Raw genomic sequence first — 17,252 nt, 5'->3', positions numbered from 1 at the left:
GAGCGCTCAGTTCGGGTCCAGCAGGCCACCCGTCCAGTGGCGCGACAGGCGCCGGCCGGTGAACTTCGCCACCACCATGCCCTGGGGGACCAGCCGATCGCGATGGCGGGTCAGCATGCGTCCGGCCTGTTCGGCCTGCAGTACCACCTCCGAGGACGGGTCTCCCGGCCGGCGAACGATCCGCGCAAAACGCTGGCCCTCCTCGACCCACTCACCCAGTTCCCTTTCGAAGACCAACACGCCCGGGCAAGGCGCCAGGATGGTTTCCATATGGCCCATTTCCATCGCCTCGACCGGCCAGTCATCGACAACCGGTTTTTCATCGACCACGCCCTGGTCACACAGCCAGGCATACAGGCCCGCGGCATCCTGCCCGGCGAGGTGATCGGCGACATCACCCTGCCCGCGCAACTCCAGCGTGGCCGCCATGCGCCCGGCCGTGTCCCCGGCCCGCAGCCAGGGGGCGATGACGGTTTCCTCGAAGGAACCCTCGCCGCCCTCGTCCCAGATGATCGCCACATCCATTTTCATCGCCGTGGCCAGGGCCCGGCCACGGGGCCAGAAACTGCGGTGCAGGTAGAGATAGGGCAGCGCTTCGTCGTCGGTGTGCAGGTCGAGCATCACGTCCGCCGGGGCCGCCAACTCCACCAGCTTGCGCTGCCACGCCTGGACATTGGTCGCGCAGCGGCCCAGCGCCGCCGACTGGTCGAACGCGCGGTTGAAATTCTGCCCGGTGGCCTCGTGGAATCGCCCGAGGATACGCCCCTGGCGAAACTGCCCGATGCCCAGCGGGTTGGCCTGCGGCACCACGGTCACACTGCCGTTGAGCCGTCCGGCGGACTCGGCGCCGGCCAGCCGCTGCATCAACAGGTGCAGCACCAGCATCCCGGCGATTTCATCGGCGTGGACCCCGGCCTGCAGATGTACCTTCAGCCCGTTGTCCGGGTCACCAAAACGCCAGGCGTCGACCCGGACCGGATCACCATTGTTGTTGTGCACATTGAACGAAACGTCCTGCGCCATCCTCCGCCCTCCCGTCATGAACATGGAAAATCGTTGCCGTCGACAGTAGAAATTGAACATACGTTCAATTAAGCTTTTCCCAGCTGAATCGCCCAAGGACCCTCGTGTGACCGACACTCCAAAATTCCGCCGTGCCGAACCCGACGAGCGCCGTGACCTGCTGATCGCCGCCACCCTGCGCTGCCTGGCCCGGGACGGTCATGCCGGCATCTCGGTGCGACGCATCGCCAGCGAGGCCGGTGTCTCCGTCGGCCTGCTCAATCATCATTTCGGCAGCATCGACGCCCTGATCGCCGATACCTACCACAAGCTCGCCAGCGAGCTGACCACGGCCCTGCTCGATGAAGTCGACCAGGCCGGCAGCCCTGCGGAAAAACTCGAAGCATTCCTGGTCGGCTCCTTCTCGCCACGGGTCATGGACCCGCAACTACTCGGTGTCTGGGTGGTGTTCTGGAGCCTGATCCGCCACTCCGAACACGTCAGCCAGTCCCACGAGCGCAGCTATCGCGCCTACCTCGACCTGATCCACCAACTGCTCGACGGCCTGGCCGACAGCGAAGGCTTCGTGATCCGTGACACTCGCCTGGCCGCCATCGGCCTATCGGCGATGCTCGACGGACTCTGGCTCGAGTGGTGCCTCAACCCCGAGACCTTCAGCCCCGCCAACGGCCTGCACATCTGCCGCTGCTGGATAAAGGGGCTGCGAAACGGAGCATTCGACACCCACGACGTCCTGTGACGCGTGCCGGCCGAAGATCATTGCCAGGGTGCCACTGACCGCGATCAGCCCCGCACCGACCATCAGCGACACATCCATCAGCGTGCCCCAGACCAGGTTCGACAGCAGGAATGCCCAGACCAGCCCGGTGTACTCGAACGGTGCCAGCAGGATCGCCGTGGCCCGCTGGAAGCTGGCGAACAGCAGGAACTGGCCAATCCCCCCGACCAGCCCGGCGGCGAGCATGCCCAGCCAGGCCGGGGTCGGTGCCGGAGTATGGGTCCAGGGCAATGCCAGCAGCATGCACAGCACGAACACCACGTTGGTGATCAGCATCTGCTCCAGCACCGAGGTCTGCTCATCCACCTGGCGCAGCTGGATATAGGTGAAGGCCCAGCACAGCGCCGCCAACAGGGTCAGCACGACCGGCCATGGATCGCTCAGCTGGCTCGGGCGGCAGGCAATCAGCACACCGACGAAACCGACGATCAGGCTGAACCATTGCCAACCGCTGGCGCGCTCCTTGAGGATCGTCGCCGCCAGCACCGTGACCAGGATCGGCGCCGAGAAATACAGGGTGGTCATCTCCGCCAGGCTCAGGTCGCGGGCGGCGGTGTAGTACAACAGCCAGGCGACGATCGACAGCAGCCCGCGCACCACCAGCAGGCGCCGGCTCGGCGAGCGCCAGGCCCGTCGTACCAGGCGCGGGCGACCGATCAGCAGGCAGGCGAGCACCACTACCAGGCTGCGCCAGAACAGGATGCTGACCACCGAATAGTCGGCCACCAGCCACTTGATACCGGCATCCTGCAGGGCCAGGAACGCATAGCCCAGGGTGCACAGGCCAATGCCCTGCAGCGAACGGTCGGCCCGTGGTACGTTCATCACACCGACCTGCGCAGCGGCGTGCCGCGCCGCTCGGCGAAGGCGAACAATGCCTCAATCAGGAACGTCAGGCAGACATAGACGCCCGCCACCAGCAGCAGCGGCTCGTACACCTGCAGGGTCTGCGCACGCACCACGTTGGCCGCGCCCAGCAGGTCGATCACCGCGATGGTCGAGGCCAGTGCCGTGGACTTGAGCAGCATCACCGTCTCCCCCGCCAATGTCGGCAGCAACAACCGCAGGGCCCTGGGCAGGCGCACCCGCAGCAAGGCCTGGCGCGGCGTCATGCCGAAGGCCGAGGCCGCCTCCATCTCGCCCTTGGGCACCGCCAGCAGGCCACCCCGGATCACCTCGCCGACATAGGCGCCCACCGACAGCACCAGGGCGAAGACGATGTACCAGTAGCCGTCGCGCAGGTAGGGCCAGAGAAAGCTGCCGCGAATCAGCGGGAACTGCGCGAACAGGCTGCCCAGGCCGTAGTAGAAGATGTAGATCTGGATCAGCAGCGGCGTCCCGCGCAGCACGCTGGTGTAGAACAGGCTGGCCTTGGCGACCAGGCGGTTTTTCGACAACCGCGCCAGGGCCACCAGGACCGCCAGCACGAAGCCCAGCACACTGGAGATCAACAGAATGCCGACCGTGGTCTGCAATCCTCGCCCCAGCAGGGCCGTGTATTCGAACATCCAGGCTGGAATCATTTCGGTCACTCAGCCAAAGGCATCCAGCGACGGATCCGTCGCTCGAGCCGGCCCGACAGGTAGTTGGACACCAGGGTCACCGCGTAGTACAGCGCGGCAGCGGTGAGATAGAACAGCAGGTAGTGACGCGTCGAACCGGCGCCCTGCTTGGCGGTGTACAGCAGTTCATTGGTACCGACCACGCTGATCAGCGCACTGTCCTTGATCAGGTTGATCCACAGGTTGGCCATGCCGGCCATGGCATGGGGCGCCATGATCGGCAGCGTCACCCGCCGAAACAGGCCCAGGCCGGTGAGCCCATAGGCCTTGGCCGCCTCGATCTGGCCGTAGGGAATCGCCTGGATTGCCGCGCGGAAGATCTCCGAGGCGTAGGCGCCCTGCACCAGCCCCAGCACCAGGATTGCCGCCAGCGGACCGCTGACATTCATCGGCTGCCGGCCGAAGTGGGCCAGCAGCGAATTGAGCAGCATGGAGCCGACGTAGTACAGCAGCAGGATCAACAGCAACTCCGGTACCGCGCGAAACAGGGTGGTGTAGCCCCGCATCAGCGCGGCGACCGGCCGTGGCCCGCCAAGCTTCAGGCACGCCACCACCAGGCCGATGAACACCCCGACGACGAAGGCGCCGGCGGAAATCTGCAGGGTCATCCAGAGCCCCTTGAGCAGCGCACTCCCCCATCCCTGCTCGCTGAAATCGATCAATTCGAACATCGCTGGCATTTCACTCTCCCCTGAACCACCAGTAAGCTGAAAACCCTGCGGCCTACCCCCATCCGGTGGTGAGCGGGCTTGTCGGGACGCCGCACCGCCGCGCTCGACTGCGAAGCAGTCACAAACCTGCGCATGCGCTCTGCCTGATGCACTGGGCTGTCAGGTTTTGGCGCCGCTGCGCGGCCCAGCGCGGGCAAGCCCGCTCGCCACAACGAGCTTGATCACCGCCGAATCAGAACGCCGGCTTCACGCTGGTACCGAAGTAGCTCTGGGAAAGTTCGTCGTAGTCCTTGCTCGCCAGCAAGGTGGTGATGGCCTTGTCCAGCCGGGCCTTGAGCTCGGTGTCGTCCTTGCGCAAGCCGGCGCCCACGCCGCGGCCGAAGAGCGGGTCATAGGGCACCGGGCCGAGGTAGGCCAGGTCCTTGGCATCCGGAGTCTTGACGAAGGCCACCATGGCCGTGGCATCCGCCATCATCAGGTCGATGCGTCCGGCGATCAGGTCGGCGTTGGCCGAGTCCTGGGTGTCGTAGTACTTCACGTCGGCGATCTTCTCGTAGTAGGCCTTCAGGTAACTGGCACTGACGGTGGAGTTCTGCACGCCGATGATCTTGCCCTTGAGGTCATCCGGGTACTTCTTCACCGAAGTGCCCTTGGGACCGACGAGCGCGACGGCCGCGTCGTAGTAGGCCTTGCTGAAGGCGATCTGCTTCTCCCGCTCATCGGTCACCGACATCGAGGAGAAGATCACGTCGATCTTCTTCGCCAGCAGCGACGGAATGATCCCGTCCCAGGCCACTTCCTTGATCTCGCACTCGGCCTTCATTTCACTGCACAGCTTGTGGATCAGGTCGACCTCGAAGCCCTTCCACTCCCCATTGGCCTGTTTCTCGGTGTACGGCGGATAGGGCTCGGCCGCCACCGCGAAACGGATCGGTTGAGCCTGCACAGCACTCATGCCGGCCAGGAGGAGGCAGGCCGCGCCGGCCAACCAGTTTGCCAAACGTCGATTTCCCATGGTGTTGCCTCGTCTTTTCATGATGCGTTAGCGAGTTTGATGAGCGTTGACGAACTGCCGGCAGCGCTCACTGCGTGGGTGTACGAACACTTCATCGGGCGTGCCGGTTTCCTCGATCAGCCCCTGGTGCAGGAAGGCCACCTTGGAAGAGACATCGCGGGCAAAGGCCATCTCGTGGGTCACCAGGATCATGGTCCGGCCTTCTTCGGCGAGGGAGCGGATCACCCGCAGCACTTCGCCGACCAGCTCCGGGTCAAGTGCCGAGGTGGGCTCATCGAACAGCATGACCTTGGGCCGCATGGCCAGGGCCCGGGCGATTGCCACCCGCTGTTGCTGGCCTCCAGAGAGAAAGGCCGGATACTCGTTGCGCTTGGCCGCCAGCCCTACCCGTTCGAGCAGCGCCTCGGCCCGTTCGGTGGCCTCGGCCCGGCTCTCGCGCAGGACCTGGGTCGGCGCCTCGATCAGGTTCTCCAGCACCGTGCGGTGGGGCCAGAGGTTGAAGTTCTGGAACACCATGCCCAGGGTCGAGCGGATGCGCACCAGTTGCCGGGCATCGGCCACCAGCGGCGCACCGGGCCGGTCATAGTTGAGCTGGATGCTTTCGCCGTCGACCAGGATGCGGCCCTGGTCCGGCACCTCGAGCATATTGATGCAGCGCAGCAAGGTGCTCTTGCCCGACCCGCTGGCACCGATCAGCGAAATCACGTCACCTTCACGCGCGGTCAGCGAAACGCCCTTGAGCACCTCGATATTGCCGAAACGCTTGTGCAGACGGTCGACCTCGATCATCGGCCGGATCGCCTCCGGCTGTGCCGCCGGCGGCTGAACCATCGGCTCGACCCGGGTCCGTGCGGGCTCACCGGCAAGCCGCCCGACGAACTCGCGAATCCGTTGGCAGGCCTCGGACAGGCGCTCCTCGCCAAGCGTGAAGGACAGCCGCACGAAGCCCTGCGCCGGCTCGCCGAACGCGGCGGCATCGAGCACCGAAACCCCGGCTTCGCGCAACAGCCGCCAGGCGAACTCCAGGGAACCGAGACCGGTCTGGCGCACGTCGAGCAGCACGAACATGCCGGCGTCAGGCTTGAGCACGGCGATCCCCGGGCAGCCGGACAGCCCCTGCACGACCAGGTCACGGCGTCGACGATAGATGTCGCGCATGCCCTGGGTCACCTCGTCATGGGCCTGCACCGCCTTGAGCGCGGCCTCCATGACGAAACCGGGCAAGCCGTAGAGCATGCTCAGCACCAGGGTCTCGGCATGGATCACCAGGGTTTCGTTGGCGACGATCCAGCCGATGCGCCAGCCGGTCATGGCGTGGGACTTGGACAGGCTGCCGATGGTCACGCAGCGCTCGGCCATGCCCGGCAAGGCCGCCAGGCTCAGATGCTCACGCTCGAAAGCGAGGCTTTCGTAGACCTCATCCACCACCACCCACAGGTCATGGGCGATGGCCAGCTCGGCAATCGCCTGCAGCTCCTCGCGCCCCAGTACCACTCCAGTGGGGTTGTTCGGGTTGGAGAAGAAGATCGCCCGGGTACGCGCGGTGATGGCCTTGGCCAACAGCGCGGCATCGAGCCGAAAGCTCGCGTCCGCCGCACAGGGCACACGCACCAGGGTTGCGCCGCAGGCCTTGAGCGTGGCCTCGTAGGTCACGTACATCGGGTCCAGGGCGATCACCTCGTCGCCGGCATTGAGCAGGCACAGCGAGGTGATGAACAGCGCGTTCTGCGCCCCGGCCACGGTGATCACATTCGCCGCCTGCAACTGGCGGTCCAGCCGCTGGCCGTAGCGGGCCGCGATGGCCTCGCGCAGTGCCAGGCGACCGGCGATTTCGGTGTAGTGGGTGTCACCTTCGCGCAGGGCCTCGATGGCCGCCTCGGTGATGAAGTCAGGGGTAGGGAAATCCGGATCGCCCACGCTGAGGATGATCACATCCTCGCCGCGACGCTGGGCTTCGAACGCCGCGTGATGGATGTCCCAGGCAGCGACGCCCTGGCCACTGATCCGCTCAACAAAGGGTGAAAACCGCATGCCAGTGCCTCATTCGAAGATGAAGAAACGCAAGCCCGCAACCAACCGGGGGTGGTGGAGCCAACATAGCCAAGACTGAACACTCGTTCAACAGCGAAAGAACGCAGGCTTCGCGTTCAGTGCAAACAGGTCGTTTTCACGACAGTGCACTAGCGCACGCAGGCGTGCCTGAGCTCGATCAGCGTCACCCCGGCGTGGTCGAACCCGGCCCGCAGGTCACGCTCGAGCTCGTCCAGGTCCTGCGGCTGCGCCACCCGGCAGCCGAAGGCCCGGGCCAGCAGTGCAAAATCCGGATTACGCGGCAATACCCCGATCGGCTCGATGTCCAGGTTGAGCATGTCGTCACGGATCTGGCCGAGGGCATCGTTGTTCCACAGCAGCACCACCAGCGGGCTGTCCAACTCCTCGACCGCCGTGGCCAGTTCCTGGGCCGTGTAGAGAAAACCGCCATCGCCTACCAGGACCAACCCGGGACGTTGCGGCGCCCCGAACTTGGCACCGATTCCCGCTGGCAGGCCATAGCCGAGCGTGCCGTAGCCGGTGGGATGCAACCAACTGCGCGGCGCGCGGCTGGCGAAGGCGTAGTTGCCGGTATAGGCCAACTGGGTCATGTCGCTGCTGATGAACGCATTGGCCGGCAACGTCGCCTCGATGCAATCGAGAATTCGCTGGTGGATGTTCTGCAAAGCACCCTGACCTTCGCGCACGGCGGCCTTCAAGGCCGCCACTGCCCTGCTCGCCTGCGTGGCATCCCGGGGCGCCGTCGGCAGCCGTGCCAGCAAGGCTGCCAGGGTCTGCTGTGCATCCCCGTGCAGTGCGACACGGCAGGGATAGAAATCATTGAACTTGCGCGGGTCGATATCGACCCGGATCACCTCGCCGGTCAGCGGCAGGCGTTCACGCCAGTAGTCGGTATCGGCCATTTCGGTGCCGACCGCGAGTATCAGGTCAGCCTGGCCGATCAGCGTCCAACCGGGTTCGACGCACAGGCTGGAGCCGGCGTTGAGCGGCATGTCCGGGAGCAGCAGCCCCTTGCCGGCGACACTGGTGAACACCGGTGCCGCCAGGCGCTCGCTCAGCATCTTCAGCTCTGCGCCAGCAGCCAGTGCACCGCCACCGGCGATGATCATCGGTCGTCGGGCCTGTTGCAGGCGCCGGACCGCCTCTTCCAGTGCCGGTGCAGCAGGCAACCCCCGTCCTGGACGACGTACCACCTCGGCGCTCCAGTCGCGACTGACCGGCCCGGCCAGCACATCCAGCGGTACCGAAATATGCACCGGCCGCGGCCGCTCGCTGTCGAATACGGCATAGGCACGGGCAATAAGCTCAGGCAGGTCGTCGGTGTTCAAGGCCACTGCGGAAAACGCGGTGATCGGCGCGGTGATTGCCCGCTGGTCCTGGGTCTCGTGCAGGCAACCCCAGCCCTTGCCCAGGCTGGCGGTCTGGTTGACGCTGGAAATCACCAGCAGTGGAATCGAGTCGGCATAGGCCTGGCCAATGGCCGTGGCCGCGTTGGTCACCCCCGGGCCGGTGATGATGAAGCAGACGCCCGGCTGGCCACTGACCCGCGCATAGCCGTCGGCCATGAATCCGGCACCCTGCTCGTGGCGGGTCAGCACATGGCGGATACCGCTGCCGGGCAGCCCGCGATACAGCTCCAGGGTGTGCACGCCAGGAATGCCGAACACCGTGTCGACACCGTAGTGGGCCAATAGCCGGACCAGGGCCTGGCCACCGGTGAGGGGGGTCGGGGAAACGTCGGGAATCGATGGGGAGTTCATGCCAGCCCTCGCCTTTGTTGTTGTGGAATGATGGGGAGCGCAGGGAGATATTAAACACTTGTTCAATAGCATGGCAATCGCCCCCGGCGAGGTCTGCAAGGGGCCGCACAAGTCAGCTATTCCTATGTTCTTAAAGGCAATTTTCTCCAGGAGACGCACCCTGGAGACAAACCTGTTACATCTTTGAACATCCTTGTTGCCGCGAGCATTAACTACCGCTCATGACGCTGGGCTTGCGCGCTGAATGGCAGCCATCGCGCAACGACAAGGAGTCCGGCATGAGCCCCCGCATCACGCCACACACACACCAGGCCGACAGTTCGCTGGAACAGGCCGTCCAACACTTTCTCGCCGACCTGCCGGAGCAGACCGCCCGGCACATCCGCCTGGCCAGCGGCATCGACAACCCGGCAGTGCGCCGCGCCTACGCCGAATCCCCGCGAGTACCCGCCCTGCTGCTCGACACCCGTGCACGCTTTGAACTGGACGGGCAGTTGCAGGCATTCGTCGACAGGTTGGACGAGGCTCCAGCCGGGGCCCGGGAAGTCTCCCATCTGCACTGGCAATTGCAGCTGTCGTGCCTGGAACTGATCTGGCCGGCAACCTGTGTCTTGCAGGTCTACGACCCACCGGAAACGGTGGCGGCCGAATATGGCCCCGATCGCTCGCCCGGATTGCCACGGATACGGATTGCCCGTGCCCGCCTGCTCGGAGGCTCGCTGTGGCGGGACGTCCTGGAACAACTGGACCCCGCCCAGGCTGAACGCCTGCTGGATGGCCAGCACCTGGGCAGCGACGCACGGCTGGTCGCGCTCAGACACAGGATCAGGCCCCTGCTGCACTCGCACCGACAGGAACTGTTCGACAGCTTCCATGCCCTGGCGCAACGCTCCGATGAGCCTCTGGTGAACCTGCTGCGCCAACAGCTCCCGTTGCTGTCGAAATCGGCGGCAGTCGAGCTGCTGGCCAGTGCCGACGCGAGCGATCTCGAAGCGCTGAGACTCTCTGCCGGTGAACTGGGCGAAAGCCCGTTGCGGGACGCTCGCTGGTACCTGCAGGAGCAACGCCTGGGCCAGGCCTATGAAGGTCTGTTTCTCGCCAGCCGAGCGCACCATCGCGATAGCCTGCGCTTGATGATGCACAGCCTCGCCAGCTGGCCTGGCGGGTCTGCCGGGGGCGTCCGGCTGGAACTGCGCGAACGGACAGCGGACGGCCCGTTGCTGGCCGCTATCGGCGAGCCACAGGCCCGGCAGCGCGCGGTCATCCTGCGCCAAGCCGATCACTTTACCCTGGCAACGAGCGAGGATACGCAGCCCAAGCCCCAGCCCGACCTGCCCTCGGCGCTGGCGAACCTGCCTGCCCCCCTGCGCGAGGCGCTCGGACTGACGGACCGTGAAACGATCCGCGACCTGCTGCAACGTGCCGCCCTGCCACGTGACCACCTGCGTACCCTGCTTGAGATACCGGCTATCCCGCCACCACAGCGCCTCCCCGACAGCAACGGATTCCAGCAGCAACCACCGGCCGCCTTCGTCTCCCCCGACCAGCTCGCCCAACGCCAGCGGGCCTTGTTCGATACGCTGGTGGCCACCAACGCACGAACCCTCGTGCTGGCACGCCAACAACCGAATTTCCGCTGGTTCGCCGCCCTGATGCTGGGCCGGCAACTGGTACAGGATTACCCGCAGGCAGCGTCGACGAACCCCGACGCGATCTATCTGAATACCTATGAGCAGACTGGCTACAGGCCGGTGTCAACGCTCGACGAGCCTGGCGAGCCGGTGCTCTACCGTGCCGTCACGCAGTCACGCACACTGACCGAGCTTTTTACCCAACACCTGGCCGGCAACATCCAGACGCTCGATGCGACCCGCAGCGGTCTGTACGCCCGCGCGACCGACAGCGACGACAACCAGCAACTGCCGGGCCTGGACGTGACCCGCCTGGCCAGCACCCTGGAGCAGGCCGGCAAGGATTTCGACCAGCAGTTCGCCGCGCGCCTGGACAGTTTCTGGAGCAGCGCCGCGACACTGCTGAAGGAGAACCTGCGCACGCAGATTCGCCAGGAAGCGCTCCTGCGCGAACTGGACCTGACCCTGGACGAAAGCAATCGACAGGACCTGGAGCGGGTCCTCGACCACCCCACGTCCGCCCAGCGCCTCAAGGCCTCCCCCGTCGCGCCGCCGGTCCATGTCTACCGGATCATCCTGCAGCCAGGCAACACGGCCCTGGAAGGCTGCCTGGTCATCAGCAGCAGCCCCGACGAGGAGACCTACAAGCTGCCGGCACTGCTCTACCAGATCGGCCGGGGCCTGGAGCAGTTCACGACCTTGCAGGCGCTCACGCGCAGCCTGACCCAGCGTTTCGACGACGAAACCGAACGCCAGTCCCTGCTCGACCTGCTGCCGAAACGGCAGCAGGCCCTCAATATCCCCCAGACCTCCGGCGGGACGTCTCTCTTCAGCTACCGCCTGGAGACAGGCGATGCCCTGCAGGTGCTGGTCGACGGCCTGCTGGCACGGCAGAAGCTGGACTTCGCCGACACCTGGCGCTTTGCCCGGGGCGCCCCGGGGCTCAACAACGATGTCGACGAGTTCGCCCGTCAGTTCAATGAGTCCGTCAACCTGGCGAAAAGCCTGGATATCTTCCCGGTCCTGGCACGGCGCAATCGCGAGCTGCTGTTCGGCGAGCTGCTCGAACGTATCGGTCGGTTGTCCGCCCAGGAGCAGAACCGCCTGGCCACGCTCTGGCGCCCAACACTGAAGGCCAGCCCGGTACCCGCCAGCCTCGGCGACCTGCCCGCGCTCAGGCACTACGCGACCCGCCTGCTCAAGACCCACCTGCAACAGCACTATCCCCAGGCAGCGATCGATCCGGATGCCGTCGAGGTGCAGGTCACGCATACCCAGACCTACCCCAGTCCGGCCTGGCAAAGCCTGCCATCGACCGTGACCAGCCGCCGGCGCAGCCTGTCGCTGACCGCCCTGGCACTGGAGAACATTCCCGGATCACGCCTGGGCGAGAATGTCACGTTCAAGGCCAGGGTCCGCACGCTGGCAGGCACCACGCTGAACCTGTCGAACAGGGAAATTGCCGCCATCATTCGCACCGTGGATGCACCGGGCCAATACAAGGTGCTGCTCCAGGACCGACTGTTGGGCAAGGACCAGGCATCGCTGCGCGGCGAATGGATCGCGGGAGAACGTGCACGGCTACAATTGCATGCCTATGTCGCGCACCTGAGCGGCGATCTGTTCGATGCCACGAACACCCCGTTGCAACGTGGCCTCAGGCGTATCGAGCACCTGCTGCAGCATCCATCGGCCAGGAAGCGGCCACTGCTGGACGGCCATGAAGTGCATGCCAACTACCTGATGCTCGGGGGCACGGGCGAGGCACGCAACGGCATGAGCCTGGACGAGGTACTGGTCATCAGCACCAGCGCGGCCGACACCAGCCTGTTGCTCCTCGCGCCCCAGGCACCGGATGGCAAGGCCGTGCGCGAACTGAGCAACCTCGCCGCTCTCGAATCGCTGCTGCGCGAGAAGGGCTGGAAGGAATACTGCCTCGCGCGCGCGGCGCGCAACGAACAGTGGGAGCCCAGGCAGCTGTTTGCCCGCCAGTTCCCGCGGGTACGCTACTTTCCCATTGAAGGTGACCTGTTCAGCACACTGTTCGACGCCAGGGTCAGGCACGTGATTGCCAGCGTGGAATACTTCGGGGCGAGCAATCAACGGGTGGACCAGGACACGCTCTGGTACTGGATCAACGCGGGCCTGCATCTGGCCGCCGAAGTCATACTGGGCCTCGCGCCCCTGCAATTGAGCCTGCCGGCCTATCTGCTGCGTGGTCTCTACGGGTTGGGCAATGTCAGCCAGGCACTGGCCCTGCAGCAGTACCAGGAAGCCGCCGACGCCCTGATCCAGACCCTCAGCGATGCGGCGGCCCCGCTGCCCCTGCAGCCGCTCAAGCCGCTGCTGCGCCAGGTGCCATCGCTGCCAACGAGGCTGTCCCGGCTGATCAAGACCACACGGATCGGTCAGGACGGCCTGCTCCAGCCGCTGCTCAATGCCGAGCCATCGGCAGCGACCTCCCTGAGATCCCTGGCAGCCGACCTCAGGGCCCATGAAATACGCACGCCGCCCGAGCTCGACTACCTGCATGATGGCCTGTTCGTCAGCCGTACCCAGCGCCTGGACGAATACGTACAACTGGAGGGCAAGTGGTACCGTACCGGAACCTTGGCCGGCAGGCGCTACGTGCTCAAGCAGAAGCATTGGGCGCAGGATATCGAGCTGGTCAGGATGGATGGCCATTGGCGGCCGCTGCCCATCGGCCGTCTGCTCGGCGGCATGGACCGGTTGCCGGCACAGGTGGGGGCCGCACGCTACGAAATACCCGCGGCCCATCGCCAGACAATCTCCACCTACATCGACAGCGGCGCCCGCATCGATCCCGACGCGCTCGGCCTGCCCATGGCGCAACGTGAGGCCGCGCGCCAATACACCCATCGCCGGCAACAATTGGTGGAACAGGCCAATCGGTTCTTCGCCGAAGGCCCGGCCCTGCCGGCCAGGACAGCGATTGCCGACCTGGCGGACGCCACCTCGACCACCCAGCTGTTCGACCGCGCCTATCGGCACCAGGACGGTATCGTCCTCGGTGCTCCACACGGTGCCCGTGCAGGCCGCAAGCTGCTGGTCGACCAGATGCGCCCGCTGGCCAGGGACCACCGGCTCAAGACTTTGTACCTGGAGAACCTGATGACGGATCTCGACCAGGCGAGTCACCTCGACGACTTCAACCGCACGGGCTTCATGTCCCCGGTTTTCCGGGAGAAGCTGCGCCACCTGGACATCCTCGAGGGGATCGACCCGCAGGGGCAGCAGTCACTGTTCACCCTGCTGCGGCATGCCCACGAGAATGGCATCCGGGTCCAGGCCATCGACTGTGTCGCCAGCTATCGCCTGGGCATCAACCAGTCGAACCCGAATAGAACCCGTCCCCTGAAGTACTACGCCAGCCAGGTGATCAACGCCGACCAGTTGCAACACGGAGGGGGCCGCTGGTTGGCACTGGTCCAGGACATCCATGCCGCCACCCTGAAGGGCGAACCGGGCCTGGCGGACCTGCTGGGCGCGGTGAGCCTGCGCGCCACCGATACCGGCGGGCAACCCCTGCCCCTGCAGATCCTACGCGATACCGGCGACTCCACCCTGAACCGGTTCGGCCAACTCTGGTTCCTGCGCGCCCATGCCCTGCTGGAGGTGAACGTCTCGCCCCAACCCCTGCCCGTGGTGCCCAAACCGCACCGGGCCCTGATGAGAGCACGGGGCGACTTCCTGATCGAACAGCACGGCGGGCAGTACCACGCGGTCTGGCTGTCCAGGCGATTCAGCGATCCAGGCATGCCGCAGCCCCTCGTGGTGCACGAACAGCCCATCCGCCAGAGCCAGCGTATCAGCCGCAGCGGGCGCACCTACGTGGCATTCCACATGGAGGACCCGAGCGGCCTGTTGCGCACCGAGCTCGGCCGCCTCATCGGCACCGACTACGCAAGCCTCGCCGACCTGGTGTGGGGGCTCAAGCAAGCCGGCCTGCGGCAGGTGGTCGAACTCGACGACCTGGCGATCTTCCTGCGCCAACCCGTGCTCGACACCCACCCGCAGTTGACCAATGCCGGCATGTTCACCATCGAGGCGGCACCGCGAGGGTCGGTACTGATCAGCCGCGCCACTGACCGCTCGCTGAAGGCCACGCCGATCAAGACCCCTGCCGAAACCGGCAAGTTCTACATCCACCAGCCGCGATGGGGTTTCAGCGAAGCGCGTCTGTTCGACAGCATCGACGACCTCAGCCAGGCCCTGGTGCGCGAACGCGGGATGGTGCGCTGGGTCGAGTCGAGCGACCTGTGACTCACGCCGCCCGCAAGGTCCGGGCGGTGAACAGATAGCCCGCGCCATGGATGGTGATGATCAGTTCCGGCGCGGCCGGGTCGTCCTGCAGCTTGCGCCGCAGGCGCCCGACCAGTACGTCGATGGAGCGATCGCTGGGCAGCCATTCGCGGTTGCGCAACTGCTCCATCAGTTGATCGCGGTTCAGCGTATGGCCGGTGTTGCGCAGGAACACCTTGAGCAACTGGAACTCGCCATGGCTGAGCAGGGTTTCGCTGCCATCGAAGGACTTGAGTCGGCGCCGATCGGTGTCCAGGGTCCAATTGGCGAAGCGTTCGAGAGGGCCGGTGGACTGCGCGCTGTCCGGCTGGAGCCGGTCGACCCGGCGTATCAGGTTGCGCGCACGGCACAACAGCTCGCGCGGGTTCAAGGGACTGCCCAGGCAATCATCGGCACCGCAATCGAGCGCGGCGATCCGCTCGGCCTCGTCGTTGCGCCCACCGATCAGGATGATTCCGACCTCCGAACAGGCTCGCCACTGACGGACCAGCCGCAGGCTGGCCGGCAACTGCGCATTGAGCACCACCAGCGCAGGCGGCAGGCGGCCAAGCAAGACCTCGGCCTGCTCGGTGGAAACGGCGTCGTCGACCCCATAGCCTTCGGCGGCAAGACAGGCGCGCAACTGTTCACGGATCAGGCGGTCGGGCTCGACCACCAGCACACGAGGCATGCTCTTCATTACCAGGCTCCTGTTCGACCTGCGGGCGGTCGTTCTTGGAATTATGCGAAGCGGTGGGAACTGTCATGCACTGTAGCGCTTGCTGAACAGTTGATCAACAAGCAGTGGCGAGCAGGCTTGCCTGCGCTCGACTGCAAAGCAGTCGCAGACCCACTGCATGCGGGCTTCCTGACAGATCGGGTCGTCAGACTTTCAGGGCCGCTGCGCGCCCCAGCGCAGGCAAGCCTGCCGCCACCTGATACCTTGTCCCAACCTGGTGCGGTGTTTCAGAAATACCACACTAGCGCAGGAAACGCCGGTAGCCGCCCATCTGCAGGCCATCGACCCAGGCCTCGCAGATCTGCACGCCCTGGGCCGGGGTGAAGGTGTTGGGATTGAGCCCGCACTCGAGCCACAGGCCATCGAGCAAGGCACTCAGGGCGATGGCGGCCAGATCGCTGTCGAAGCCCTCCCAGCCCTCCTCCTCGGCCAGCAGGCTCAGGGCATTGCCCATGATGGTGCGGTACTCGCCATAGGAATGATCGTGGGCGCGATCGATGGCATCGGCAGTCTTCACCGCCCCCCAGAAGGCCAGCCAGGCCTCCAGCAACTCGGGGTCGAGCATGGCCGGGGAAAACGACGACTCGAAGAACGCCGACAGGTGCCGGCGGGCACCTTCGCCCGCCTGTGCCACCGATTCGCGCAACAGGTTCATCACCTGCCCGGTGATGTGCAGGTAGGCGTCGGCCACCAGTTCATCCTTGCCAGCGTAGTGATGGCCGATCAGCCCCACCGACACCCCGGCCTCGGCGCAGATCTTGCGGATCGAGGTGCCGACGAAGCCGTACTTCTTCAGGCAACGCAAGGTCGCGGCGACCAGGTTGGCCTTGCGCAATTGGGGGTCCATCCGTAGAAAACGTGCTTCCTCGGCCATAGTGCTCCTGCCCTCTTCAAGGTCGATGGCTGACTGTAGCTGCCCTGTTCAGCCGATGGGATACAACGCCTCGTCGAACTGCTCCAGGCGCGGAAAGACCAGGGGGCTGTCCTGGTCGAGCTGTTCCAGGCGCCGATGGTAACCGACCAGGAACTGCTCGCGCGCCTCGGCAGTGATATAGGGCACGTGCCAGGCCACGTAGGGTGGCAGCACGTCGAGCCCGACATAGGCCAGGGTTCCGCGCAGCAACGGCCGCAGCATGTCCTCCAGCGGCCCATGGATCGCGCCCTCGCCGAACATGTGCTCGCGCCCGCCGAGGGTGACGGTGACCAGCGCCTTCTTGCCCACCAGGCCGCCCTGGTCGTAGAAACGCTTGCCCCCGTAGCAGATGCCGGACACCAGCACCCGGTCGATCCACCCCTTGAGGATAGCCGGTACTGAGAACCAGTAGAGGGGGAAGTTCAGGATCAGCAGGTCGGCCCACAGCAGCTTGTCCAGTTCCTGGCGGATATCGTCGGCCAGGCTGCCGTTCTTCACGCCCAGCCGTTGCTCGAGGGCATAGACCAGGTAGTCGGGGTTGTCCCGGGTGGCAAAGTCCCCGGCGCTGGCCACCGGGTTCCAGTTCATCGCGTAGAGGTCGGAGACCTGCACGCTGTGGCCTTGGGCCTGCAAGGTCCGCAGCGCCTGCTCACGTAGGGCCGCGGTGAAGGACTGCGGTTCGGGGTGGGCGTGGATGATCAGTACGTTCATGTGAAGAAATCACTCATTGAGTAGTAGGAGAACCAGGAAAGCGGCAGTGCAGTGGGCCGTTGAGGCGTACCGGCTGCGGGTGCCTGCGACACGGT

At 65.5% G+C, this 17,252-nt stretch carries 11 protein-coding genes and 1 pseudogene; 2 read left to right on the top strand and 10 right to left on the bottom strand.

The window, feature by feature from the left end; translation table 11 throughout:
* Positions 1-6: 6 nt before the first annotated feature.
* Complete coding sequence (locus tag HU752_RS13350; RefSeq protein WP_186680051.1) at positions 7-1,023, bottom strand: M14 family metallopeptidase; 1,017 nt, start codon at positions 1,021-1,023, stop codon at positions 7-9.
* A 106-nt stretch (positions 1,024-1,129) separates the two neighbouring features.
* On the opposite strand from HU752_RS13350, the pseudogene HU752_RS31740 reads away from it, so the two are divergent.
* Positions 1,130-1,666 (top strand): annotated as a pseudogene (locus tag HU752_RS31740) (TetR/AcrR family transcriptional regulator); the annotation flags it as partial.
* Here HU752_RS31740 and HU752_RS13345 read toward each other — a convergent pair.
* From HU752_RS13345 to HU752_RS13320, 6 genes are all read right to left on the bottom strand, one after another.
* Entirely contained in the window at positions 1,622-2,626 is a 1,005-nt protein-coding gene (locus HU752_RS13345) for a DMT family transporter (RefSeq protein WP_186680050.1), read from the bottom strand. The pseudogene HU752_RS31740 and the gene HU752_RS13345 overlap by 45 nt on opposite strands.
* On the bottom strand, positions 2,626-3,324 hold the full coding sequence (locus HU752_RS13340; RefSeq protein ID WP_186680049.1) for an ABC transporter permease: 699 nt from the start codon (positions 3,322-3,324) through the stop codon (positions 2,626-2,628). The genes HU752_RS13345 and HU752_RS13340 overlap by 1 nt, the downstream gene beginning before the upstream one ends.
* Positions 3,325-3,329: 5 nt before the next feature.
* Complete coding sequence (locus HU752_RS13335; RefSeq protein WP_186680046.1) at positions 3,330-4,043, bottom strand: ABC transporter permease; 714 nt, start codon at positions 4,041-4,043, stop codon at positions 3,330-3,332.
* A gap of 223 nt (positions 4,044-4,266) precedes the next feature.
* On the bottom strand, positions 4,267-5,049 hold the full coding sequence (locus tag HU752_RS13330; protein ID WP_186680045.1) for a transporter substrate-binding domain-containing protein: 783 nt from the start codon (positions 5,047-5,049) through the stop codon (positions 4,267-4,269).
* Positions 5,050-5,076: 27 nt separating this feature from the next.
* Entirely contained in the window at positions 5,077-7,080 is a 2,004-nt protein-coding gene (locus HU752_RS31955; protein WP_186680044.1) for an aminotransferase class I/II-fold pyridoxal phosphate-dependent enzyme, read from the bottom strand.
* A 149-nt stretch (positions 7,081-7,229) separates the two neighbouring features.
* On the bottom strand, positions 7,230-8,861 hold the full coding sequence (locus HU752_RS13320) for a 5-guanidino-2-oxopentanoate decarboxylase (protein ID WP_186680036.1): 1,632 nt from the start codon (positions 8,859-8,861) through the stop codon (positions 7,230-7,232).
* A gap of 278 nt (positions 8,862-9,139) precedes the next feature.
* On the opposite strand from HU752_RS13320, the gene HU752_RS13315 reads away from it, so the two are divergent.
* Positions 9,140-14,776, top strand: a complete 5,637-nt coding sequence (locus HU752_RS13315) for a membrane-targeted effector domain-containing toxin (protein WP_186680034.1) — start codon at positions 9,140-9,142, stop codon at positions 14,774-14,776.
* Between the two features lies 1 nt (position 14,777).
* On the opposite strand, the gene HU752_RS13310 is transcribed toward HU752_RS13315, so the two are convergent.
* The 3 genes from HU752_RS13310 to HU752_RS13300 form a co-directional block, all read right to left on the bottom strand.
* Positions 14,778-15,494 carry a response regulator transcription factor gene (locus HU752_RS13310; RefSeq protein WP_186680032.1) on the bottom strand — a complete coding sequence of 239 codons (717 nt, stop codon included), beginning with the start codon at positions 15,492-15,494 and terminating at the stop codon, positions 14,778-14,780.
* A gap of 280 nt (positions 15,495-15,774) precedes the next feature.
* The gene (locus HU752_RS13305) at positions 15,775-16,407 is read right to left on the bottom strand and encodes a TetR family transcriptional regulator C-terminal domain-containing protein (protein WP_186680030.1); all 633 of its coding nucleotides are present in this window, start codon (positions 16,405-16,407) and stop codon (positions 15,775-15,777) included.
* 48 nt (positions 16,408-16,455) lie between these two features.
* Complete coding sequence (locus tag HU752_RS13300; RefSeq protein WP_186680024.1) at positions 16,456-17,157, bottom strand: NAD(P)H-dependent oxidoreductase; 702 nt, start codon at positions 17,155-17,157, stop codon at positions 16,456-16,458.
* Positions 17,158-17,252: the final 95 nt, after the last annotated feature.

The sequence above is a fragment of the Pseudomonas vanderleydeniana genome (genome assembly GCF_014268755.2).
GTDB lineage: Bacteria > Pseudomonadota > Gammaproteobacteria > Pseudomonadales > Pseudomonadaceae > Aquipseudomonas > Aquipseudomonas vanderleydeniana.
Note: the sequence above shows the minus strand (reverse complement) of the source record. Positions and strands in the feature narration are given on the sequence as shown.